Source organism: Parahaliea mediterranea, from assembly GCF_003402235.1.
GTDB lineage: Bacteria > Pseudomonadota > Gammaproteobacteria > Pseudomonadales > Halieaceae > Parahaliea > Parahaliea mediterranea.
This window is the reverse complement of sequence record NZ_QEWO01000005.1, coordinates 184,201-207,406: the sequence shown is the minus strand read 5'-3', so window position 1 is coordinate 207,406 and position 23,206 is coordinate 184,201. Positions and strand designations below refer to the sequence as shown.

The window sequence follows — 23,206 nt, the reverse complement described above, 5'->3', positions numbered from 1 at the left end:
ATGAAATTCACCGACATCTTCATTCACAAGCCGGTGCTGGCCAGCGTGGTCAGCCTGTTCCTGCTGGTGCTGGGGCTGCGCGCCGCCAGCGACCTGAACGTGCGCGAATACCCGATGATCGAGAATGCGGTCATCACCGTGTCCACCGCCTACATCGGCGCCGATGCGGAGCTGATCCGCGGCTTTATCACCACGCCGCTGGAACAGGAGATCGCCACCGCCGAGAACATCGACTACATCTCCTCCAACAGCACCCAGGGCCTGTCCAACATCAGCGCCTACGTGCGCACCGACGCCGACCCGGACGAGGTGCTCACCCAGGTGGTGACCAAGGTCAACAAACTGCGCAACCAGCTGCCCCAGGAGTCGGAAGACCCGGTGATCACCCTTGCCATCGGCGAGCAGGTGGGCAGCATGTACATCTCCTTCGACAGCGACGTGCTGCCCACCAACCGGGTGGCGGACTACGTGATTCGCGAAGTGGAGCCCAAGCTCGCCACCCTGCCCGGGGTGCTGCGCGCCGACGCCGACACCACCGCGGTGTTTGCCATGCGCATCTGGCTGGATCACCAGCGCATGACCGCGCTCAACGTTACCGCCGGCGAGGTGCGCCAGGCCCTGGCGTCCAACAACATCCTGTCGGCGGTGGGCTCCACCAAGGGCAGCATGCTGTCGGTGAACCTCAAGGCCAATACCGACCTGTCCACCGTGGAGGACTTCGAACAGCTGGTGCTGCGCGAAGAGGGCGGCGCCATCGTGCGCCTGAAGGACGTGGCAGAGGTGGAGCTTGGCAACGAGGGCTATGAGTCCTCCGCCATGGTGATCGACAAAGAGGCCGTGTTCATCCAGATCGACGTGGCCACCGACGCCAACGCCCTGGAAGTGATCGCCCGGGTGCGCGATGTCTACCACAACGTGATCGAGCCGCGCCTGCCCGAGGGCATTCACGGCGACATCAACTACGACGCCACTATCTACATCAACAACGCCATCAGCGATGTGCAGTCCACCATCGTGGAGGCCATGATCATCGTGATTCTGGTGATCTTCCTGTTCCTCGGCTCCATGCGCTCGGTGCTGATACCGGCGGTGGCGGTGCCCCTGTCGCTGATCGGCGGGCTGTTCCTGATGCAGTTGATGGGCTTTTCCATCAACCTGCTGACCCTGCTGGCCATTGTGCTGGCCATCGGCATTGTGGTGGACGACGCCATCATCGTGCTGGAGAACATCCACCGCCATATCGAGGAAGGCATGGCGCCGGTGGACGCCGCCCTCAAGGGCGCCCGCGAGCTGGCCTGGCCCATCGTCGCCATGACCACCACCCTGGTGGCGGTGTACATTCCCATCGGCTTTGTGGGCGGCCTCACCGGTACCCTGTTCACCGAATTTGCCTTTACCCTGGCCGGCGCGGTGCTGATCTCCGGCATTGTGGCCCTCACCCTGTCACCCATGATGTGCGCCAAGATGCTGAGCAAGCACGAAGAGGGCGAAGGGAACAAGCTGGAAAAATGGCTGGATGACCGCTTCGAGGCCCTGCGCCGCGTGTACCACCGCGACCTGGACCGGGTGATGGATGACCGCGCCGGCATCCTGGTGTTCGGCGCGGTGGTGATCGCCTCCTGCTACTTCCTGTTCATGCGCGCGCCCTCGGAACTGGCGCCGCCGGAAGACCTCGGCCTGATCTTCTACCTGGCCGACGCCGACCCCTACGTGACCCTGGACTATGTGGAAAAATACACCGCGGAGATTGGCGCCATCACCCGGGACACCGACGAGATCGCCGTGAACTTCCTGTTCAACGGGGTCAGCCCGATGGCCCCCGGCTCCACCAACGGCGCCTTTGGCGGGTTTATCTTCAAGCCCTGGGCGGAGCGCGAACGCAGCTCCACCGAAGTGCTGGAAGAAACCATCCAGCCGCGCACCCAGGCGATTGCCGGGCTGCAGGTGAACGCCCTCAACCCCTCGCCCCTGCCCGGCAGCGGCGCGATGCCGGTGGAGTTTGTGATCACCACCACCCTGGACTTCCCCATCCTCTTTGAAGCGGCCTCGGAAGTGCTCAAGCGCGCCCGCGACAGCGGCAAGTTCATCTTCATTGACCAGGACCTGCAGATCGACAAGCCCCAGCAGAACCTGGTGATCGACCGCAACAAGGCCGCCCTGCTGGGGGTGGACATGCAGACCCTGTCCTCGGACCTCGGCGCCCTGCTGTCCGGCGGCTACGTCAACCGCTTCGCCATGAACGACCGCTCCTACAAGGTCATCCCCCAGGTGCAGCGCCAGCAGCGCCTGAGCCAGGACGACCTGCGCAACTACCACACCCGCACCCGCAGCGGCGACCTGATTCCGCTGAACACCCTGGTCACCATCAGCGAAGACGTGGTGCCACGCTCGCTGAAGGGCTTCCAGCAGCTGAACTCAGTGACCCTGAGCGGCATCCCCCGGCCGGGCATTGCCCTGGGCGATGCACTGAAGGCGCTGGAGGACATTTCCGGCGAAGTGCTGAGCCGCGAATACAGCATCGACTACGGCGGCGAAAGCCGCCAGCTGAAGACCGAAGGCAGCTCGCTGGTGGCCACCTTCTTCTTCGCCCTGCTGCTGATTTACCTGGTGCTGGCGGCCCAGTTCGAGTCCTTCCGCGACCCGCTGATCATGCTGGTGACCGTGCCCATGTCGATTGCCGGGGCGCTTTTGTGCCTGAACGTGCTGTCCATCTTCCAGGTGACCGGCGCCACCCTCAACATCTACACCCAGGTGGGCCTGGTGACCCTGATCGGGGTGATCTCCAAGCACGGCATCCTGATTGTGGAGTTCGCCAACCGCCTGCAGGAAGAGGGCATGGCCAAGCGCGAGGCCATCGAGGAAGCCGCCTCCGTGCGCCTGCGCCCGGTGCTGATGACCACCGCCGCCCTGGTGCTGGCCATGATCCCCCTGCTGATCGCAGACGGCCCGGGTGCCTCCGCCCGCTTCTCCATGGGCCTGGTAATCGCCTCTGGCATGACCATCGGCACCCTGTTCACCCTGTACGTGCTGCCGGCGGTGTATATGTACCTGGGCCGCGACGTGGCGGCACGGCAGGCCAATCGCGGCGCGGCGCCGGCCAATGCCTGAGGCCGGCATTCGCGTTGATGACCTCAGCGGCGAGGGCGTGATCGCCCTGCTGCGCGAGCACCTGGCGGACATGTACGCCACCTCGCCGCCACAGAGCGTGCACGCCCTGGATGTAGAGGGCCTGAAACAGCCCGCCATCACCTTCTGGTGCCTGGAAGAGCACGGCGACGTGCTCGGCTGCGTGGCGCTGAAGGAACTCGACCCCAGCCACGGCGAGATAAAGTCCATGCGGACTGCCAACAGCGCCCGGGGCCGGGGCATCGGCAACCGCCTGCTGCTGCACCTGCTGGGCGAGGCGCGCCGGCGCGGCTACCGCCGCCTGAGCCTGGAGACCGGCGCCGAGGACTTCTTCCTGCCCGCGCGCAGGCTCTATGAAAAACACGGCTTCGGCTACTGCGAACCCTTCGCGGACTACCAGCCAGACCCCAACAGCCGCTTTATGAGCCTCGCCATCGGCTGAGACGGCGAATGATGGATGGCCTTTATCGGCGGCCGAGACTATCCTCAACCCATCAACCACCCCAATGAGGATAGGCCATGCTCAACCATGTCATGATCGGGTCCAGCGATATCGAAAGGTCAAAGCGCTTCTACAATGCCGTGCTCGGCGTGCTCGGGGCGGGCGAGCCCATGGTGCATGTCAACGACACCGGCCAGACGCGCCTGTTCTACATCCACAACGGGTCCAACTTCAGTGTTACCGAGCCGATCAACGGCAAACCGCCCACGGTGGCCAACGGCTCCACCATCGGCTTTGTCTGCCATTCACCAGAGCAGTTGAAGGAATTCCATGAGGTTGCCCTGGCCAATGGCGCAACGGCGGTGGAAGACCCGCCCGGCCCCCGGGAAGGCTCCATGGGCACCATGCACCTGTGTTATTTCCTGGACCCGGACGGCCACAAGATCTGTGGCATTTACCGCCCGGGCTGAGGCCCGCAACGCGCCTGTGGCACGAGCCGCAGGCGCTCCTCCGACCGGCGGCCGCTAGCGCCGCACCTCGATGCCGCGTTCCGCCATGTAGGCCTTGGCCTGGGGCACGGTGTACTCACCGAAGTGGAAGATAGACGCTGCCAGTACGGCGTCGGCGCCGCCCTGGGTGATACCCTCCACCAGGTGGTCGAGGTTGCCAACGCCGCCGGAGGCGATCACCGGAATGTCCACGGCATCGGTGATGGCGCGGGTAACGCCCAGCTCAAAACCGTTCTTGGTGCCGTCGCGGTCCATACTGGTGAGCAGGATTTCGCCAGCGCCCAGCTGCGCCATTTTCACTGCCCAGGCCACCGCGTCGATGCCGGTGGGCTTGCGGCCGCCGTGGGTGAAGATTTCCCAGCGCGGCGCGCCGTCCACATCAGCCACCCGCTTGGCGTCGATGGCCACCACGATGCACTGGGCGCCGAAACGCTCGGAGGCGCGGCGCACCAGCTCCGGGTCAACTATGGCGGCGGTGTTGATGCTGACCTTGTCCGCGCCGGCGTTCAGCATGGTGCGAATGTCGTCCACGCTGCGGATGCCACCACCCACGGTGAGGGGGATAAACACCTGCTCGGCAATCTGCTCCACCGTGTGCACGGTGGTGTCGCGGCCCTCGTGGCTGGCGGTGATGTCGAGAAAGGTAATCTCGTCGGCGCCCTGCTCGTTATAGCGACGGGCGATTTCCACCGGGTCGCCGGCATCGCGAATGCCGACAAAGTTCACGCCTTTCACCACCCGGCCGTTGTCCACGTCCAGGCAGGGAATGATGCGCTTGGCGAGGCCCACCTTTACGCCGCCTCGTCGCAGAGCTTTTGCGCTTCGGCCACGTCGAGAGTGCCCTCGTAAATGGCACGGCCGGTAATGGCCCCGCAGATGCCCTCGTGGGCAACAGCGTTCAGGGCACGAATGTCATCCATGTTGGTGATGCCGCCGGAAGCAATCACCGGAATGGCGGAGGCGCGGGCCATGGCCACGGTGGCCTCCACGTTCACCCCCTGCATCATGCCATCGCGGGCGATGTCGGTGTAGACGATGGCAGACACGCCGTCGCTCTCGAACTGTTTGGCGAGATCAGTGGCCTGCACGCTGGACACTTCCGCCCAACCGTCGGTGGCCACCAGGCCATCCTTGGCGTCCAGGCCCACAATGACTTTGCCGGGGAAGGCGCGGCAGGCCTCGCCCACGAAGGCCGGCTCCTTCACTGCCTTGGTGCCGATGATGACGTAGCTGACCCCGGACTTGACGTAGTGCTCGATGGTGTCCAGATCGCGAATGCCACCGCCAATCTGGATGGGCAGCTTCGGGTAGGCCGCGGCAATGGCGGTCACCACCTCGCCGTTCACCGGGGTGCCGGCAAAGGCGCCGTTCAAATCCACCAGGTGCAGGCGGCGGCAACCGGCCTCCACCCAGCGGGTGGCCATGGCCACCGGATCGTCGGAGAACACGGTGGAATCGTCCATCAGGCCCTGGCGCAGGCGCACGCACTGGCCGTCTTTCAGGTCGATGGCGGGGATGATCAGCATGCGGGGTTCCACTCCAGGAAATTGCGCAGCAGTTGCAGCCCGGCGGTGTGGCTCTTTTCCGGGTGAAACTGCACGGCGAACAGGTTGTCGATGGCCAGGGCGGCGTCGGCTTCCACCCCGTAGTGCAGCGCGCCGGCCTGCAGGTCGCGGTTGTCGGCGTGCACGTAGTAACTGTGGACGAAGTAAAAGCGGCTGTTGTCGGCAATGCCGGCCCACAGCGGATGGCCAGCGCTCTGCTTCACTTCGTTCCAGCCCATGTGGGGCACCTTGAGGCGCTCGCCGCCAGCACCGGTTTGCGCGCTGCCAAAGTGCCGCACCTGGCCGGGGATGATATCCAGGCAGTCCACGCCGCCGTTTTCTTCCGAGCGACTCATCAGGGCCTGCATGCCCACGCAGATGGCCAGCACCGGCTTGCGCTGTTCGGTGAGGGCCGCCGCCAGCAGCTCGTCGCATTTCAGGCGGCGGATTTCCGCCATGCAGTCGCGAATGGCGCCCACCCCCGGAAACACCACCCGGTCGGCGGCGCGAATGGCGTCCAGATCACAGGTGACCTGCACCTCACCGGCGCCCACATGCGCCAGGGCGCTGGCCACCGAGTGCAGGTTGCCCATGCCATAGTCGATGACTGCAACGCGCTGTGCTTTTTCTTCCAGCGCCATGGCGGTTTACAGCACGCCCTTGGTGGAGGGGGTAATGCCGGCCATTTGCGGGTCCACCGACAGGGCCATGCGCAGGGCGCGGCCAAAGGCCTTGAACACCGTCTCGGCCTGGTGGTGGCTGTTGTGGCCGCGCAGGTTGTCCACGTGCAGGGTAACCTGGGCGTGGTTCACAAAACCCTGGAAGAACTCGATGAACAGATCGACATCGAAGGCACCGATGGCGGCGCGGGTAAAGGGCACGTGAAATTCCAGGCCGGGGCGGCCGGAGAAGTCCACCACCACCCTTGACAGGGCCTCATCCAGCGGCACATAGGCATGGCCGTAACGCAGGATGCCCTTCTTATCGCCCACCGCCTGGGCAAAGGCCTGGCCGAGGGTGATGCCGATGTCTTCCACCGTGTGGTGATCATCAATGTGGTTATCGCCCTTGGCGTGTACATCGATGTCCATCATGCCGTGACGCGCGATCTGGTCCATCATGTGCTCCAGAAAGGGCACACCGGTATCAAATTTTGCCTTGCCGGAACCATCCAGGTTCACCGTAACGGTGATCTGGGTTTCCAGGGTGTTGCGGCTAACCGTTGCCTTGCGCTCGGCCATTGTGATCTCCAATCCGGGGATTGCGGGCAGCTTTGCCAAAAAAGGCGGGCGATTATAGCAAAAGCGGGCCGGCCCGACAGGACGTTACCGCGGGAATATGCCCCTGCTGCCAGGGGTGTGTGTTGCAGGCCGGCTGCGAATGAAAGTGCGCCCCCGCCGGGCGGGGGCACGCGGGACTCAGAGCTGCGGCAGCATCTCGTTGATGGCGCCGGCGTTCCAGCCGCCGTCCACCTTGAACTCAGAGCCGGTGCTGTAGCTGGCCTCGTCGGAGGCGAGGAAGGCGGTGACCGCCGCCACTTCAACGGGCATGCCCACCCGCGGCAGGGCCTGCCAGCTGTAGCTTGCGTCGGCCTGTTCCCGGGTCATGAAATCCTTGCCGTGCATGTCGGTGTACACGCCACCCGGGTGCACGCTGTTCACGCGGATGTTGTACTTGCCCATTTCCAGCGCCGCGGTTTTGGTCATGCCGCGCACCGCCCACTTGCTGGCGGTGTAGGCCAGCAGGGAGTTTTTGGACTGCAGGCCGTCGATGGAGGAAATATTAATGATGGAACCGCCGCCGGCGGCCTTCATTGCCTCGAACACCGACTGCATGCCCAAAAACACACCGAGCTGGTTGATGCGGGTGACGAACATGAAGTCGTCCTCGGTGGTGTCCATGATGCTCTTGTGGATCAGCACCGCGGCATTGTTCACCAGCACGTTCAGGGGGCCAAGCTGGCCGGCGGCCTCTACGGCGGCCTGCCACTGGGCCTTGTCGGTCACATCCAGGTGCACGTAGATGGCGGCGTCGCCAAGGTCGTCGGCCACTTTCTGGCCCACCTCATCGAGGATATCCGCCAGCACCACCTTTGCGCCCTGCTCCACCAGCAGCCGCGCGGTGGCCTCGCCCATGCCGCGGGCGGCCCCGGTTACAAGGGCAACTTTGCCTTCCAGTCTTGCCATGGTCTTATTCTCCATCATCAAAAAAGCGCTGAGGGTAGCGCTACCGTGGCGGTTCAGCCTCCCCCAAATGGATTATCGCCGCGACGGCCTCTGTGCAAGCTGCCTAGCGGTGCAGCTCGCCGGCGCGCTCTGGCTGATACAGCACACTGACAATGCGCACCCGCAGTTCGCCGCCACCGGGTTTGGGCCAGTTGATTTCGTCGCCCTCGCTGAGCCCCAGCAGGGCGCTGCCCACCGGCGCGAAGATGGAGATGGTATCGGCCGCGGCCTCGCCGCCACCGGGGTAAACCAGTGTGCGGCAGAATTCCTTGCCGGAGGACAGCTCCTGAAAGCGCACGGTGGAATTCATGGTGACCACCGTGGCGGGTACCTCGGCAGGCTCCACCACATCGGCGCGATCCAATTCTGCCTGCAGGGCATCTATGCCCGGCAGGGCAGCTACCTCATGGGTGGCCATCAGGCGCTCCAGCCGCTCGACATCGAGGGAAGAAACCGTAATCGCGGGCTTGATCTGCATGATGACATCACCTTTGGCGCCCATGGCGCCGTGTATTTGCTCGCCCCGAGCGCCGGCGCGGCAGCGGTGCTGCCGTGGGTCTGTGCGCATCGGGAATGGTTACTGGCCCGCAGGGGGCCGCTGGTTGTTCGGCGCGAATGGCCGAAGCGCCAGCATCGCACCAAGTGCGGCGTAAGGGAAGCCCCTTCATCTAAGGCCCCTAGCTTGAAGCCCCCTGGCTTGAAAGCCCGCCACTTGAAGCCCTCCACCGGAAACTTGTCGGCCGGCTGTAAATCGCTGCGTGCGCTGGCCAGGCAGGCGTTGACCCGGGGCGCCGCTGGCGGTTACCGTCCCCGCCCACCACTGGATGAACACCCGCCGCACCGTGACCCCACCCACCACCGACTTTGCCCACCGACTGCTGCGCTGGTTTGACCGCCACGGCCGCCACGACCTGCCCTGGCAGCGCGACACCAGCGCCTACCGGGTGTGGGTGTCGGAGATTATGCTGCAGCAGACCCAGGTGAAAACCGTCATTCCCTACTTTGAGCGCTTTATGGCCGCCTTCCCGACCGTGCAGGCCCTGGCGGCAGCGCCAGTGGATGATGTGCTGCACCTGTGGACGGGCCTTGGCTACTACGCCCGGGCGCGCAACCTGCACCGGGCGGCGCAGCAGGTCTGCACCGAACACGGCGGCAGCTTCCCCGCCTGTGTCGATACGCTGGAAGCGCTGCCCGGCATCGGCCGCTCCACCGCGGGGGCCATTGTCAGCATCGCCTTCGGCCAGCGCGCGGTGATTCTGGATGGCAATGTGAAGCGGGTGCTGGCCCGGCACCAGGCCATCGACGGCTGGCCCGGGCAAACGGCGGTACACCGCAGCCTGTGGCAGGTGGCCGATGACTTCACCCCCGCCGCGCGCAGCGCCGACTACACCCAGGCCATCATGGATCTGGGCGCCACATTGTGTACTCGCGGCAAACCCCGCTGCAGCGACTGCCCGGTGGCCAGTGACTGCGCCGCCCTGGCCAGTGGCCGGCAGGCCGACTACCCCGGCCGCAAACCCAAAAAGGCCCTGCCGGTAAAGCAGACCACCCTGCTGATTGCGGTGGCCGCCAGCGGCGAGGTGTACCTGCAGCAGCGCCCGGCCACCGGTATCTGGGGTGGCCTGTGGTGTTTTCCGGAGCTGGAGGGCAGCGGGCAATGCGAGCGCCTCTGCCTGGACCTGTGGGGCCTGGCGCCCCTATCACTCAGCCCGGGGCAGACCTTCCGCCACACCTTCAGCCACTACCACCTGGACATTACCCCGGTGGTGGCGCACCTGCCCGCCACGCCGGCGGCGATCATGGCCAGTGACGGGCAGCTCTGGTATAACAGGGCGCAACCCGCCCGGGTGGGCCTTGCCGCCCCGGTGGCCAGACTGCTGGCCAGCCTCTGACCGCTCCCGCGAGCGCACCAATTCAGGATCAAACCCATGTCCCGCACTGTTTTTTGCCGCAAATACCAACAGGAACTGGAAGGCCTGGACGCGCCGCCCTACCCCGGCCCCAAGGGGCAGGATATTTTTGAGCACGTCTCCAAACAGGCCTGGCAGGAATGGCAGGCACACCAGACCATGCTGATCAACGAGAAACAGCTGAGCCTGGTGGACCCACAGGCGCGCAAATACCTGCAGGGCGAGATGGACAAGTTCTTCTCCGGCGAGGACTACGACCAGGCCGAAGGCTACGTGCCGCCCAGCGAGTAAATCAGTCGCGCAGGGCGGCGATCATCCGCTCCACGTTGTCCTGCTGGTCGCCGATGTGATGTGACAGCGCGCGGCGGGCGCCACGCCAGTCTTTCTCCAGCAGGGCCTCGACAATTTCGCAGTGTTCCACCGCCATGCTGTGGCGGGTGGCATCGTCGCGCACCGCCGAATTGAACAGGGTGTTGTAGAACACGCTGTAGCGGTCGAAGAACTCCTGGATGTAGCGATTGCCGCAGCGGTCAATCCAGTAGTCGTGCAGGGCGTCATCCAGGCGCGGCGCGCTGCCCTTGCCGGACTGGTTGCCCGCCAGCAGCAACTCCAGCTCCTCCTGCACGAAGCGCGGCCGCGCCAGGTCCATCGCCTTGAGCTCCAGCGACTCCCGCACCACCAGGTAATCCAGGGTGTCTTCCTTTTTGTAAGGTTTGACCCGCCAGCCGCGACGGGGCACATGCTCCAGCATGCCGGCCCCGGCCAGGCGCGAGAATATCTGCCGCACTGCGGTGCGCCCGGTGCCAAACTGCTCGGCGGTGGCCTGCTCGCGCAGGAACTCACCGTCCTGGCGCAGGGAGCGCTGCACCACTTCCCGGCGCACCGCCTCTTCCAGGTTCTGCCGGTTGCCGGCCAGCGACGGCTGGCGCACCAGCGTGGCCAGGGTACGGCTGCTGACCCGGCCCGGCGCCAGGCGGCCATTCTCCAGGCGCTGGATGGCGCCCATCTGCACCAGGTCCTCCACCGCGTTGCGCACCGGCGTCATACTCACGCCGTAGTGCTTTGCGAGGGCGTCCAGGGTCAGTTTGCAGGGCAGCGCCTTGTCGCCCTGGCGCAGGTGGGTGGCCAGGTCGGCCTTGATCTGTTCCGCGATGGTCACGGTGCCGCTCTCCCTGAGGCGCAGCGCAAACACTCACGCCGCGCTGCGCGATCTTCCTGCCTATTATTTGCCTTTGGATGCAAAATCAACTTATGCTGCTCTCTCTGTTTCTTCTGGCCCGATTATAAAGAGGAGTAAGCCAACAATGCCAAGTACCCCCATCCACCTTCTGCGCGGCGCTTTTGCCGCCCTGCTGTGTGGCGCCGCTCTGGTTAACCCCCTGGTTCACCCCATGGCTCACGCCCAGGGCCAGGCGCCCGACCAGCCCCCGGCCAGCCCCCGCTCGCCCTACGAGATTATCGAGAACGCGCCGGCCAGCGCCTGGCGCAGCCTGGCTGCACAGAACACCCTCTACCTGGACCTGCCCCAGGGGCGGGTGGTGATTGAGCTGGCGCCGCGCTTTGCCCCGGCCCACAGCGCCAACATTAAAACCCTGGCGCGGGAGGGCTTTTACGACGGCCTCAGCATTTACCGGGTGGTCGAGGGCTTTGTGGCCCAGGGCGGCGACCAGAGCAAACAGCGCGACACCGGCGCCGGCCAGCGCCAGCTGAAGAGCGAGCGCTTCACAACGGCGGTCGCCGCCGGGGACTTCACCTTTCTGCCCGACCCGGACAGCTACGCCCCGCGCACCGGCTTTGTGGACGGCCTGCCCGCCGCCTTCGACCCGGCAACTGGCGAGGCCTGGCTGATCCACTGCCCGGCGGCCTTCGCCATGGCCCGGGACGACAGCCCCGACAGCGGCGGCACCGAGTTCTATGTGGTGCTGGGCCACGCCCCCCGCTACCTGGACCGCAACGTCACCGTGTTTGGCCGCGTGGTGCACGGCATGGACGTGATGCAGCAGCTCAACCGCTCCCGCAGCGATCTCTACGGCACCCTGGCCGAGGAGCGCCGCAACCCCATCCTGCGCCTGCAGGTGGCGGCGGATGTACCGGCCAGTGAGCGGCTGGACATCCAGGTGATGGACACCGGCTCCGCCAGCTTTGCCGAGCTAGTGGCGGCACGACGCAACCGGCCGGAGCCGTGGTTTGTCGAAACCCCCGACTATGTCGATGCCTGCGCCGTGAGCGTACCCACCCGCCTGCAATAAAAAGGCCGGGGCGGCGAGCGGCCGCCCCGGCCAGCTGGACCAAGGGATGGTGGGGGAGGTGCTCCCTTTTTAGTGGTCCATCAAATCGCCCGCCGGGGCGGAGAAAATCGCCTGCTCCGGCAGCGCCGCGGTGTCGATCACCCGGCCCCGGGCGATCACCGCCGCCTGCTTGCGGATGTTGCTGATGTCGCGCAGCGGGTTGGCGTCCAGCAGCACCATGTCCGCCACCTTGCCCACTTCCAGGGTGCCGATGTCATCCAGCATGCGCGCCGCGCGGGCGCCGTTGCGGGTGCCGGCGACGAGGGCCTCGGCCTCGCTCATGCCCAGCTCCACCAGGCCTTCAATGGCAATAAGGCTGCCGATGCCGGGCTCCTGGTTCTGCGCCTTTGGCGTTTTGCGAAACTCCGGGGCGCTGCCCTGGTAGTTGTCGGTGGCAATGGTGACCGGGCAGCCGGCCTCGATCAGGCGCACGGCGTTATCGCGCTGGATCTGCAGCCAGCGGCCCGCGTCCGCCGCCCGCTGGCGCTGCTCCGCCGAGGTGCGCGGCGCGGGCATCTCGGCCTGGGCTTGTTGGGCGGCCTTGCGCTGGGCCAGGTGCGCCTGCCAGGAGGGCCCGGTATACACGTTGGGGCGCATGGCGCACAGGGTGCCGCTCTTGGCCACCAGGGCCAGCAGGTCGTCGGAATATTCGCGGGTCAGCATTTCCGGGTGCTGCACCAAATCCACCCCCGCCTCCACCGACATGCGCAGGCCCTCGGGGCTGGTGGAGTGGGTTTCCACCACCAGGTTGCGGGCGTGGCCGGCATCCACAATCACCTTCTGGGTGCGCGGCGAAAAGCCGATCAGCGACGGCGTGCTGAAGTGGCTGGTGCCGCCGTACTTGATGAAGTTGGGGCCCTTGTCGAGGTAGTTATCCACCGCGGTACGCAGCTCCGCCGGCTCCATGTCCAGCAGCTCCTCGCCCACCCCCTGGGCGATGTAGTCGTTCCACTGCTGCTGGAACAGGGTCAGCTCGGACTCCTGCATCAGCGAGAAGGTCATGGAGAAGGGGCCGCCCCAGCCCAGGATATTGCCCGCCACCAGCATGCGCGGGCCGATGGCCTCGCCACGGGCAATGCGGTCGCGCACCGCCATCAGCGGGATCAGCGCGCCGTAGCTGTCGCGAATGGTGGTCACCCCGTGCTTGAGCTGCAGCTGCACAAATTCCTCGATCAGCTCCTCGCTGCGGTGGTGGTACTTGGTGACGGTTTCCCGGCGACGGGAGTTGCCATACACCGAGGCGTGTACGTTGCTGTCGATAAAGCCGGGCACCAGGTATTTGCCCTTGGCGTCGATCACCCGGGCATCGTCCGGCACCGCCACGTCGCCGGCGGCGCCGAGGGCGGCAATGCGCTCGCCGTCCACCACCAGGGTGGCGTTGCTCAGGGGTTTGCCGCCGTTGCCGTCGATCACAGTGGCGCCGACGATGGCCAGGCGCTCGGCCAGGGCGGCGCCGGTCCAGGACAGCAGCGCCGCCGCAGTCAGTGCCAGGGGCAGTCGGGTTATTCGCATGGTTGGTCTCCGTCGTTGTTATCGGGTGGGAGGCGGCCTGTCAGGCCAGCCGGCGGGCGCCGCCAAAGCGCTCGATGCGGTAGGGGCTGATGTCAAAGGCGGTGCGCCGCCCGGCGGCAAAGTCGCCAAGCAGCTCGGCGGTGACCGCCGCCTGGGTCAGCCCCAGGTGCTGGTGGCCAAAGGCCAGCAGCAGTTGCGGCGCGCCGGGGGCGGCGCCAATCACTGGCAGGGAATCCGGCAGGGAGGGCCGAAAGCCCATCCAGCGGGTGGCGCCCTCGCCGCTCACATTGCCCAGCAGGTGGCGCGCGTGATCCAGCAAAATGTCGGCGCGGCGGTAGTCCGGCTCGGCCTCAAGGCCCGCCAGTTCCACGGTGCCGGCCAGGCGCAGGCCATCCTCCATCGGTGTCATGACGAAGGAGCGCTCGTGGGAGGTCACCGGGCGCGACAGCCCCGCCCCCGGCTGCGGCAGCATCAGGTGGTAACCGCGCTCGGTATCCAGCGGCACCCGCAAGCCGAGTGGCTTCAGCAGGCGGGCGCTGAAGGCCCCCGCCGCCAGCACCACCTGGCGCGCGTGCAGGGTTTCTCCGCTGGCCAGGCGCAGCGCAACGCCACCGTCACGCAGGGCCAGTGACTCAACCGCGCCGCTGTTGCCGCTGCGCACCTCGCCGCCATTGGCCACAAAGTGCCGGGCCAGCTCGCGGGTCAGGCGCAGGGGGTTCACGGTGTGGGCGGTGTTGGGAAAGAACAGCCCGCTGTGTACCGCGCTGCCCAGGGTCGGCTCCAGGTCTCGCAGGGCGGCGCCATCGTGCTCTTCCACCACTACGCCGTGCTGGCGCAGCAGCGCCAGGGTCTTGCCATAGGCGCGCTGGCTGTCGGGTGATTCAAACACGGTGATGGCGCCGCGCTGCACCATCATGGCGCGCAGGCCGGTGCGGTCCAGCAGGCGCTCAAAGCTCTCGATGGAGCGGCTGTTCAGCGCGCGCAGGGCAAGGGTGGTTTGCCGCGCCGGGCCCGGCAGGGCAGCCAGGGCAAAGCGCAGCAGCCAGGGCGCCATGCGCGGCAGGTAGGACCAGCGCAGGCTCAGGGGGCTCATTGGGTCGAGCATCATTTTCGGCAGGCCCAGCAAAGTCTGGGGATTGGCCAAGGGCAGCACCACGTCGGTGGCGAAGTGGCCAGCGTTGCCGCTGGAGCAGCCCTCGCCGATGCCGGCGCGATCCAGCAGCAGCACCTTGCCGCCCTCGTGCTGCAGGCGCTCTGCAATGCAGGTGCCCACCACACCCGCGCCAATGACCACCGTATCCTGTTGCATTTCAGCCATGCGGCCCCCGCGTTTGACAGCGCAGCAACAAGTATTTATTGTGCGCAAAAACAAATTAGAGCGGACATTATCACGATGCCTTCAGGCAATTCAAGCACAGTGCAGCAGCGCAGGCCCGCCGCGTGACACTAAACCCCTTTCGCCAGCACCCGCCGGGGCTGGCCACCTGCTTCGCGGTGGAGATGTGGGAGCGCTTCAGCTACTACGGCATGCGCGCCCTGCTTATCTACTACCTGACCCAGCACTTCCTGTTCAGCGACCGCGAAGGCTACCTGCTGTACGGCGCCTACACCGCGCTGGTGTACATGATGCCGGTGATCGGCGGGGTGATTGCCGACCGCTGGCTGGGCGCGCGGCAGGCGGTGCAGCTGGGCGCCATCCTGCTGGTGCTGGGGCACTTTGGCATGGTGTTCGAGGGCCCCGCCGCCAGCCCCGCCACCAACGGCGAGGGCGTGGTGCGCGATGCGCTGTACCTGAACGGCTTCTTCCTGTCGCTGGCGCTGATCATCACCGGCGTCGGCTTTCTGAAAACCAATATCTCCAATCTGGTGGGCGCCCTGTACCCGCCCCACGACCGCCGCCGCGACGCCGGCTTTACCCTGTTTTACATGGGCATCAACCTGGGCGCCGCCCTGGCGCCCCTGCTGTGTGGCTGGCTGGGGCAAACCTATGGCTGGGGCTACGGCTTTGGCCTCGCCGGCATCGGCATGCTGTTCGGGCTGCTGGTGTTTTTGCGCGGCCAGCGCCACTTTCGCGGGCTGTGCGAATCCCCCGCCCGCACGCGGAGGGGTCTGGTGGGCGCCTACCTGGCGGCGCCGGCACTGGTTGCCGTGGTGTGGCTGGCCCTGCACTACCAACAAGCGGTGGGCCAGTTGCTGGGCGGCGCGGGCCTGCTGGCCGCCGGCGCCCTGCTGGTGCTGGCTTTTCGCTATTGCACCCCCGACGAGCGGCGCGGCCTGCTGACCTGCGGGGCGCTGATCCTCGTCACCATTGTGTTCTGGGCCTTTTACGAGCAGGTGGGCAGCTCGCTGAACCTGTTTGCCGACCGCTCGGTGGACCGGGTGGTGTTCGGGGTGGAGATTCCCGCCGCCTCTCTGCAGGCCCTGCCGGCCATTTTTGTCATCCTGTTCGCCCCCCTGATCAGCCAGCTCTGGCTGGGCCTGTCGGCCGCGGGCCGCGAGCCCGGCACCCGGGGCAAGTTCGGCCTGGCCATCGGCCTGCTCAGCAGCGCCTTTTTGCTGCTGGCGCTGGGCATTGCGCTGGAAGGCGGCGACGGGCGCATTGCCCTGGCCTGGCTGGTGCTCAACTTCGCCCTGCTCAGCGCCGGCGAGCTGTGCCTGTCGCCGGTGAGCCTGTCCATGGTCGGCCGCCTCAGCCCCCTGCGCTACTGCGGCTTCATGATGGGGGTGCTGTTCCTCGCCATCTCCGCCGGCAACTTCACCGCCGGGCTGATCGCCGGGCTCACCAGCCAGGGCGCCGGTGATGCCGCCAGCATCGACGGCTACGCCACCGTGTACCTGCAACTTGGCCTGCTGGCGGCGGGAACAACCGCCGCCCTGCTGCTACCCTCAATCTATCGCCGCCTGCGCCCCGCCGCAGCCCCGGCCCAGACGCCAGAAGGAACCCCATGAACCCGACACAACTGCTGATCCCCCTCACCTGGCAGCCCCCCGCCGACTGGCGGCGGGTACGCTGCCTGGACGCCCACACCGGCGGCGAGCCCCTGCGCATCTATCTGGACGGCTACGGCGACATCCCCGGTACCAGCATTCTGGACAAGCAGGCCCACTGCCGCGAACAGCTGGACACGCTGCGCCGCGCCACCGTCTGGGAACCCCGCGGCCACGCGGACATGTACGGCTGCATTGTCACCGAGGCCACCACACCGGACGGTGATTTTGGCGTGATCTTCACCCACAACGAGGGCTACAGCAGCATGTGCGGCCACGGCATCATCGCCGCCACCACCGCGCTGCTGGACACCGGCGTGCTGCCGATGCAGGCACCGCAAACCTGCCTGCGCATCGACTCCCCGGCCGGGCGCATCACCGCCTACGCGCGCATCGAGCAGAACCGGGTGGCCAGCGTGTATTTTCACAACGTGCCCTCCTACGTGGTGGAGCTGGATGCGGAGGTCGCCGTGCCGGGCCTTGGCACCGTGCGCTACGACCTGGCCTTCGGCGGCGCCTACTACGCCTATGTGGACGCCCGCGAACTGGGCCTGGACACCGGCCCCGACAACGCCGCCGCCCTGATCGCCGCCGGCCGCGCCATCAAGCAGGCGGTGATGGACAGCCGCCCCATCCAGCACCCGGAGGATGCGGCCCTGGGCTTTCTCTATGGCACCATCTTCATCGACGCGCCCCGGGGCGAGGGCGCCGACAGCCGCAATGTCTGCATCTTTGCCGACGGTGAACTGGACCGCAGCCCCACCGGCACCGGGGTCAGCGGCCGGGTGGCTATCCACCACGCCCGGGGTGAGCTGGCCTGCGGCGAATCCCTGCAAATCGAGAGCATCATCGGCAGCCGCTTTCGCGCCGCGGTGCACAGCACCCTGGACTACTGCGGCCACGCCGCCATCGTGCCGGAGGTGGAGGGACAGGCCCATATCACCGGCCGCCACGAGTTTCTGATCGACCCGGCGGACCCGCTGGCCCACGGCTTTTTCATCCGTTAAGCCCATGTCTCAGATTCCCTTTTACGACGCCGCCGCCATCGCCTCCGCCGTCAGCATGGCGGACGCCATCGAACTGATGCGCGGCGCCTTCGCCAGCCTGACCCGGGGCGAGGCCGCCGTGCCCCTGCGCACCAATATGCCGCTTGAGGGCGGCGATTGCGCCCTGGTCATGCCCGTGTACCTGCCGGCCAGTGGCCACTATGGCGTCAAGACCGTGAGCGTGAACCATTCCAACCCGGCCCGGGGCCTGCCGCGCCTGCACGCCGTGTTCACCCTGTTCGACGCCCCCACCGGCGTGCCGCTGGCGGCCTTTGATGCCGAGTTCGTCACCGCCCTGCGCACCGGCGCCGGCGCCGGCCTTGCCACCGACCTGCTGGCCAGTCCCGGCCCCAAGCGGCTGGCCCTGTTTGGCGCGGGCCACCAGGCGGTGACCCAGTTGCAGGCCATGGCCGCCGTGCGCGAGCTGCAGGAGGTTGTGGTGTTCGCCACCAGTGCCGAGCGCGCCGCCGCCTTTGCCAGGGCCCAGTCGGCCCACTACCCCTTTCCCCTGCGCGCCGCCAGCGACCCGGCCGAGCTACAACAGGCGGACCTCATATGCACCGCCACCTCCGCCAGCGCGCCGGTCTTTGCCGATGCCAACCTGGGGCCGGTAGTGCACATCAACGGCGTGGGCTCCTACCACAAGGGCATGGCCGAGGTGCCGCCCGCCACCGTGGCCCGCGCCCTGCTGGTGGCCGACCAGCGCAGCGCCTGCCTGGCGGAGGCCGGCGACATCACCCAGGCCGTGGCCAGCGGCACCATTGGCGAGCAGCACATCTACGCCGAACTGGGCGAGCTGTGCGCCGGCCTGCGCCCCCTGCCAGCGGCCGGTCAGGGCGTGAGCTTCTTCAAGTCAGTGGGCAACGCCGTGCAAGATCTGGCCGTGGCCAGCCAGGCCTGGCGCGTTTTGGTCGCCAGGGCAGCCGGGCAGGGGGAGCCGTAAGGTGCGCCGCATTAATTTGACTTTGCACACAAAAAACATATTATGGGCGGCATAGCCTGTTCCGCGCCGGCCATCACCTGGCGCCCCACCCTTTTTATCTGGAGATAGCAGCATGAATATCGACGGCATTCTGGTTCCGGTCATCACCCCCTTCAACAGCGCTGGCGAGGTCAACTACGACGCCCTGGGCCAGCTGCTGGAGCACCTGCTGGGCGCCGGCGTGGCCGGCATCGTCACCTGCGGCACCACCGGCGAGTACTACGCCCTGAGCGAGGCGGAACGCGAAGGCGTGCTGCGCTATGTGGCCGAGACCGTGGGCGAGCGCGCCGCCCTGCTGGCCGGCGTCAACGACATGAGTACCACAGGTTCCATCGCCAAGGCCGAACAGGCCAAAGCGCTCGGCTACCAGGGCCTGATGGCCGCGCCGCCCATCTATTGCCTGCCCGGCCAGCACGAAATTGTGCGCCACTTCCAGACCCTGGCCGACACCGTGAAAATGCCGATTGTGATGTACAACTTCCCCGCCCGCTCCGGGGTGGAGATTAGCGTGGACACCGTCATCGAACTGGCCAAAAACCCTTACATCGTGGGCATCAAAGAGAGCAGCGGCGATTTCAGCCGCGCCCTGACCCTGCTCAACACCGAGTTTGACGGCTTCCAGGTGGTGTGCGGCTCCGACGACCAGGGCGCCGACTACCTGGCCTGGGGCGCCCGCTCCTGGATTGGCGGCTGCGCCAACTACCTGGCCGCCGACCACGTGGCCATGCACCAGGCCGCCGTGGCGGGTGATCACGAGCGCGTGCGCGCCATCATGGCCCGCCTGCTGCCGGTGATCCAGAACGCCGAGGGCGGCGACTACAATCAGAAGGCCAAGCTGGGCGTCAGCCACCTCGGCATCGAGGCCGGCGCCATCCGCGCGCCCCTGCTGCCCATCAGCAAGGACGACGAAAACGACTTTCTGGCTGCCCTGAAAGCCGCCCTGAACTGATCCAGCCACCACCCACACTGCCGATTAAGGAGAAAGCCCATGCTCAGCGACAGCGTCAAAGCCGTCTTCGAAGGCGCCAGCGCCGGTGAACTCAGCGCCAGCGCCATGGTGCCGGGCTACCGCCCGTCAGAGGCCAGCCTGGAAAACCGCAACCCCTGGGACAACAGCCTGATCGGCAGTGTGTACCGGGGCAACGAAGCCACCGTGAACGCCGCGGTGAGCGCCGCCCGCGCCTGCTTTGAAGGCGGCGAATGGTCCGCCCTGGAGCCCGGCGAGCGCAAGGCGGTACTGCTGCGCTGGTGCGACCTGATGGAGCAGCACGCCGACGAACTGGCGGCCCTGGACTGCGTGGATGCCGGCAAGCCCATCACCGAGTGCCTGAACACCGACATTCCCGAGACCATCAACACCTGCCGCTGGTACGCCGAGGCCAGTGACAAACTGTTTGGCAAAATCGCCCCCACCGGCCCCGAGGCCCTGGCCCTCATCACCAAGGAAGCCGCCGGCGTGGTGGGCGCGGTTCTGCCCTGGAACTTCCCGGCGCAAATGTTCGCCTGGAAGGTTGGCCCGGCCCTGGCGGTGGGCAACTCGGTCATCGTCAAACCCGCCGAGCAGACCTCCCTGTCCGCCTGCCGCATGGTGGCACTGGCCCACGAGGCCGGCGTGCCCGCCGCTGCCCTCACCGTGGTGACTGGCCTTGGCGAGGAAACCGGCATGCCACTTGGCCTGCATCCCGACGTGGACGTGCTGTCCTTCACCGGCTCCACCGAAGTGGGCCGTCTGTTCCTGCAGTACGCCGCCAAAAGCAACCTCAAGCGCGTGGTGCTGGAGTGCGGTGGCAAAAGCCCGCAGGTTATCTTCGACGACGTATACTCGCTGGAAGAGATCGTGGACGACGTGCTGTCGGCGGCCTTCTGGAACATGGGCGAGAACTGCAGCTGCGGCTCGCGCCTGCTGGTACACACCAGCCGCAAAGACGAACTGCTGGGCCTGTTGAAGGCCAAGCTGGCGGACTGGAAAGTCGGCAACCCGATGGAGCCGGAAACCATGATCGGCCCCATGGTGGAGAAGGTTCACTTCGACAAGGTGGCCGGCCACATCGCCACCGCCAAGTCCGAAGGCGCACAGCTGGTGCACGGCGGCGGCACCCCCGACCTCGGCGCCGGCATGGTGGTAGAGCCCACCATCTTCGACGGCGTGCAGCCCACCATGACCCTGTTCCGCGAAGAAGTCTTCGGCCCCGTACTGGCGGTGACCACCTTCGACACCGAGGAAGAGGCCATCAAACTTGCCAACGACACCCACTACGGCCTGGCGGCATCGCTCTACACCGCCGACATCCGCCGCGCCACCCGCGTGGCCCGCGCCATCCGCGCCGGCACCGTGTCGGTCAACTGCTTCTCCGAAGGCAGCATCGCCACTCCCTTCGGCGGCTACAAACTGTCGGGCTTTGGCGGCCAGGACAACGGCCTGGAAGCCTTCGAGCAGTACCTGGAAACCAAGACCACCTGGTTCGCCCAGTAAGTCTTGCACGACGGAGAACACGCGGTGAACACAGCAGCGTCCATCCGGGTCATCGACTCCCACACCGGCGGCGAACCCACCCGCCTGGTGATTGCCGGCGGCCCCGACCTGGGCGGCGGCAGCATGGCCGAGCGCCTGGCCATTCTGCGCCGCGAACACGACTGGCTGCGCCGGGCCCTGGTGAACGAACCGCGGGGCTCGGATGTCATGGTCGGCGCCCTGCTGTGCGCGCCGGTGGACCCCGCCAACACCGCCGGGGTGATCTTCTTCAACAACGTAGGCTACCTCGGCATGTGCGGCCACGGCACCATCGGGCTGATGGCCTCGCTGGCCTGGCTGGGGCAGATCGAACCGGGAGAGCACCACATCGAAACGCCCGTAGGCGTGGTAAAGGCTACCCTGCACGACGCCCACACCGTGAGCGTCAACAATGTAGAGAGCTACCGCTACCGCGAAGCCGTGCCGGTCACCCTGCCCGATGGCAGCACCGTCAGCGGCGACATCGCCTGGGGTGGCAACTGGTTCTTCCTGGTGGCAGACCACGGCCAGGCCATCGAACCCTGCAACACCGTCGCCCTCACCGCCTACGCCGGCGCCCTGCGCATCGCCCTGGGTGAGGCCGGCATCACCGGCGCCGACGGCGCCGAGATCGACCACATCGAGCTGTTCGGCCCGCCCACCAGCGCACGCGAGGCCGACAGCCGCAGCTTCGTGCTGTGCCCCGGCAACGCCTACGACCGCTCCCCCTGCGGCACCGGCACCAGCGCCAAACTGGCCTGCCTGCAGGCCGCCGGCAAGCTCCAGGCCGGCCAGGTGTGGCGCCAGCAGAGCGTCATCGGCAGCGTATTCGAAGGCAGCTTTGAGCCCGCAGAGAACGGCCGCATCCGCCCCACCATCACCGGCACCGCCTATGTCAATGGCGACTTCCGCCTGGTGATGGAGGCCGGTGACCCCTTCCGCCACGGCCTGCCGACGGCATGAGGCAGGGAAGATTAAAGTACGCTTGACTCCTATCGATACAGCGGGTTTAATACGCCCCCTCGCGCCCAGCGCACCCTCGCCCGGATAGCTCAGTTGGTAGAGCAGGGGATTGAAAATCCCCGTGTCGGCAGTTCGATTCTGTCTCCGGGCACCATATTCCTGAAAAGCCTCGCAGCCATGCGGGGCTTTTTTGTGTCCAATGCCGCCACCGCTCTTTTTAGAAGACAAGCTGGGGATCCTGAAATATCACGATATCCGTGCCCTCAACTGTCAGCGGGAAATGCAGTTCCAAGTTGGTTGGCAGCAGTGGATGCACTCGATCCCTCATTTCAGGAGTAGAACTTCTGCCACAGTTCAAGCTGCCGCTCTCCCAGAATTTTTTGTAGGAGCGGGTGCTTGTTCTGCCGTTGGGGTCGGGAATATAGAGTTTTATGGGGCTGCGCATATACACACGCGTTTTGTCGAAGCCGCGGTTCGGAAGGGTAAGGGCCATAGGGTTGAAGCGGTCTTCGCATGCCTCGCCGAAGTACGCTATGTCGGCATGATAAAAATCAGGAGGCAATGGGGCCGAGCCGGTCAGGAGGACGCTCAGGGTGTAGTTGTCGGGTAGTCCTTTGAAGTTGACCTGGATGTCCCAGGGGGATCCGTACTCGCTGACCCCAAGGTAGCTACCGATAGTTCGCCCGTTGCTGTCTATAACACGGGGGCGATCGCTTTCCCGGTACTCAAGTTTGTATTCGCCTGCCACGGTTTTTCGAAACACCGGCTCCAGGTAGAACGAGGTGTCAGATTCAAGAAACGCCAACAGGTTATCGTTTCCGGGAAATCCCGTTGTGTTCAGTGGGCAGCTATCGGCTTTGCCGCCGCATAAACGCAAAGGCGCCTTCTTCCACAACAGGAATTCGTAGCCAGGTGAAGGCTGGGCGATAAAGGTTTCATCGAAGTACACATCGTGAACGCCGATCTCGCAGTGTTGACCGGCCTGGCATGTGTAGGCACCGGATACGGATGCGACACTGCCGCCTTCCGGCACCTGAATCTCGATCTTGCAGCCGGCCAACACTGCGGCAACTATCGCTGCGAATACCGCAGCAAACATCGCGGTGAACGTCGTGGTGAATGTCGTGGTGAACATCGTGGATAGCATTCGGGGGATGACCATATCTCGCTTACCACTCAA

General features: G+C 66.1%; 22 protein-coding genes and 1 tRNA gene. 13 read left to right on the top strand and 10 right to left on the bottom strand.

Annotated elements, in window-relative coordinates:
• From DDZ17_RS15835 to DDZ17_RS15825, 3 genes are all read left to right on the top strand, one after another.
• The gene (locus tag DDZ17_RS15835) at positions 1-3,108 is read left to right on the top strand and encodes an efflux RND transporter permease subunit (protein WP_116367939.1); all 3,108 of its coding nucleotides are present in this window, start codon (positions 1-3) and stop codon (positions 3,106-3,108) included.
• The gene (locus DDZ17_RS15830; RefSeq protein ID WP_116367938.1) at positions 3,101-3,568 is read left to right on the top strand and encodes a GNAT family N-acetyltransferase; all 468 of its coding nucleotides are present in this window, start codon (positions 3,101-3,103) and stop codon (positions 3,566-3,568) included. Before DDZ17_RS15835 ends, DDZ17_RS15830 begins: the two co-directional genes overlap by 8 nt.
• A 77-nt stretch (positions 3,569-3,645) precedes the next feature.
• Positions 3,646-4,038: a VOC family protein gene (locus tag DDZ17_RS15825; protein WP_116367937.1), complete on the top strand. Its 393-nt coding sequence runs from the start codon at positions 3,646-3,648 to the stop codon at positions 4,036-4,038.
• Between the two features lie 54 nt (positions 4,039-4,092).
• On the opposite strand, the gene hisF is transcribed toward DDZ17_RS15825, so the two are convergent.
• From hisF to rnk, 6 genes are all read right to left on the bottom strand, one after another.
• Entirely contained in the window at positions 4,093-4,866 is a 774-nt protein-coding gene (hisF, locus tag DDZ17_RS15820) for an imidazole glycerol phosphate synthase subunit HisF (protein WP_116367936.1), read from the bottom strand.
• Positions 4,867-4,868: 2 nt separating this feature from the next.
• Complete coding sequence (gene hisA / locus DDZ17_RS15815) at positions 4,869-5,603, bottom strand: 1-(5-phosphoribosyl)-5-[(5-phosphoribosylamino)methylideneamino]imidazole-4-carboxamide isomerase (RefSeq protein ID WP_116367935.1); 735 nt, start codon at positions 5,601-5,603, stop codon at positions 4,869-4,871.
• Complete coding sequence (gene hisH, locus DDZ17_RS15810) at positions 5,597-6,262, bottom strand: imidazole glycerol phosphate synthase subunit HisH (RefSeq protein WP_116367934.1); 666 nt, start codon at positions 6,260-6,262, stop codon at positions 5,597-5,599. The genes hisA and hisH overlap by 7 nt, the downstream gene beginning before the upstream one ends.
• A gap of 6 nt (positions 6,263-6,268) precedes the next feature.
• Positions 6,269-6,862: an imidazoleglycerol-phosphate dehydratase HisB gene (hisB, locus tag DDZ17_RS15805; RefSeq protein ID WP_116367933.1), complete on the bottom strand. Its 594-nt coding sequence runs from the start codon at positions 6,860-6,862 to the stop codon at positions 6,269-6,271.
• Between the two features lie 177 nt (positions 6,863-7,039).
• On the bottom strand, positions 7,040-7,807 hold the full coding sequence (locus DDZ17_RS15800; RefSeq protein WP_116367932.1) for a glucose 1-dehydrogenase: 768 nt from the start codon (positions 7,805-7,807) through the stop codon (positions 7,040-7,042).
• 103 nt (positions 7,808-7,910) lie between these two features.
• Complete coding sequence (gene rnk / locus DDZ17_RS15795; RefSeq protein ID WP_241505915.1) at positions 7,911-8,414, bottom strand: nucleoside diphosphate kinase regulator; 504 nt, start codon at positions 8,412-8,414, stop codon at positions 7,911-7,913.
• A gap of 256 nt (positions 8,415-8,670) precedes the next feature.
• Here rnk and mutY point away from each other — a divergent pair, with 256 nt between their 5' ends.
• On the top strand, positions 8,671-9,738 hold the full coding sequence (mutY, locus tag DDZ17_RS15790) for an A/G-specific adenine glycosylase (protein ID WP_116367931.1): 1,068 nt from the start codon (positions 8,671-8,673) through the stop codon (positions 9,736-9,738).
• Positions 9,739-9,774: 36 nt separating this feature from the next.
• Entirely contained in the window at positions 9,775-10,047 is a 273-nt protein-coding gene (locus DDZ17_RS15785; RefSeq protein WP_116367930.1) for an oxidative damage protection protein, read from the top strand.
• 1 nt (position 10,048) lies between these two features.
• On the opposite strand, the gene DDZ17_RS15780 is transcribed toward DDZ17_RS15785, so the two are convergent.
• Entirely contained in the window at positions 10,049-10,915 is an 867-nt protein-coding gene (locus DDZ17_RS15780) for a GntR family transcriptional regulator (RefSeq protein WP_170150227.1), read from the bottom strand.
• A gap of 145 nt (positions 10,916-11,060) precedes the next feature.
• On the opposite strand from DDZ17_RS15780, the gene DDZ17_RS15775 reads away from it, so the two are divergent.
• Entirely contained in the window at positions 11,061-12,005 is a 945-nt protein-coding gene (locus DDZ17_RS15775; protein ID WP_157976679.1) for a peptidylprolyl isomerase, read from the top strand.
• Between the two features lie 69 nt (positions 12,006-12,074).
• On the opposite strand, the gene DDZ17_RS15770 is transcribed toward DDZ17_RS15775, so the two are convergent.
• A complete protein-coding gene (locus DDZ17_RS15770; RefSeq protein ID WP_116367928.1) occupies positions 12,075-13,556 on the bottom strand; it encodes an amidohydrolase family protein in 1,482 nt (493 codons plus the stop codon).
• 40 nt (positions 13,557-13,596) lie between these two features.
• Positions 13,597-14,874, bottom strand: a complete 1,278-nt coding sequence (locus tag DDZ17_RS15765) for an NAD(P)/FAD-dependent oxidoreductase (RefSeq protein WP_116367927.1) — start codon at positions 14,872-14,874, stop codon at positions 13,597-13,599.
• Between the two features lie 122 nt (positions 14,875-14,996).
• Here DDZ17_RS15765 and DDZ17_RS15760 point away from each other — a divergent pair, with 122 nt between their 5' ends.
• From DDZ17_RS15760 to DDZ17_RS15730, 7 genes are all read left to right on the top strand, one after another.
• Complete coding sequence (locus DDZ17_RS15760) at positions 14,997-16,505, top strand: peptide MFS transporter (RefSeq protein ID WP_116367926.1); 1,509 nt, start codon at positions 14,997-14,999, stop codon at positions 16,503-16,505.
• Positions 16,502-17,551, top strand: coding sequence for a proline racemase family protein (locus DDZ17_RS15755; protein WP_116367925.1), 1,050 nt, complete (start codon positions 16,502-16,504; stop codon positions 17,549-17,551). The genes DDZ17_RS15760 and DDZ17_RS15755 overlap by 4 nt, the downstream gene beginning before the upstream one ends.
• Before the next feature lie 4 nt (positions 17,552-17,555).
• A complete protein-coding gene (locus DDZ17_RS15750) occupies positions 17,556-18,533 on the top strand; it encodes an ornithine cyclodeaminase family protein (RefSeq protein ID WP_116367924.1) in 978 nt (325 codons plus the stop codon).
• 112 nt (positions 18,534-18,645) lie between these two features.
• Positions 18,646-19,521: a dihydrodipicolinate synthase family protein gene (locus DDZ17_RS15745; protein WP_116367923.1), complete on the top strand. Its 876-nt coding sequence runs from the start codon at positions 18,646-18,648 to the stop codon at positions 19,519-19,521.
• Positions 19,522-19,560: 39 nt separating this feature from the next.
• On the top strand, positions 19,561-21,045 hold the full coding sequence (locus DDZ17_RS15740; RefSeq protein ID WP_116367922.1) for an aldehyde dehydrogenase: 1,485 nt from the start codon (positions 19,561-19,563) through the stop codon (positions 21,043-21,045).
• Positions 21,046-21,069: 24 nt separating this feature from the next.
• Complete coding sequence (locus tag DDZ17_RS15735) at positions 21,070-22,026, top strand: 4-hydroxyproline epimerase (RefSeq protein ID WP_116367921.1); 957 nt, start codon at positions 21,070-21,072, stop codon at positions 22,024-22,026.
• 78 nt (positions 22,027-22,104) lie between these two features.
• Positions 22,105-22,180: transfer RNA gene (locus DDZ17_RS15730), tRNA-Phe, on the top strand.
• A gap of 63 nt (positions 22,181-22,243) precedes the next feature.
• Here DDZ17_RS15730 and DDZ17_RS15725 read toward each other — a convergent pair.
• Positions 22,244-23,188, bottom strand: coding sequence for a hypothetical protein (locus DDZ17_RS15725; RefSeq protein WP_116367920.1), 945 nt, complete (start codon positions 23,186-23,188; stop codon positions 22,244-22,246).
• Positions 23,189-23,206: the final 18 nt, after the last annotated feature.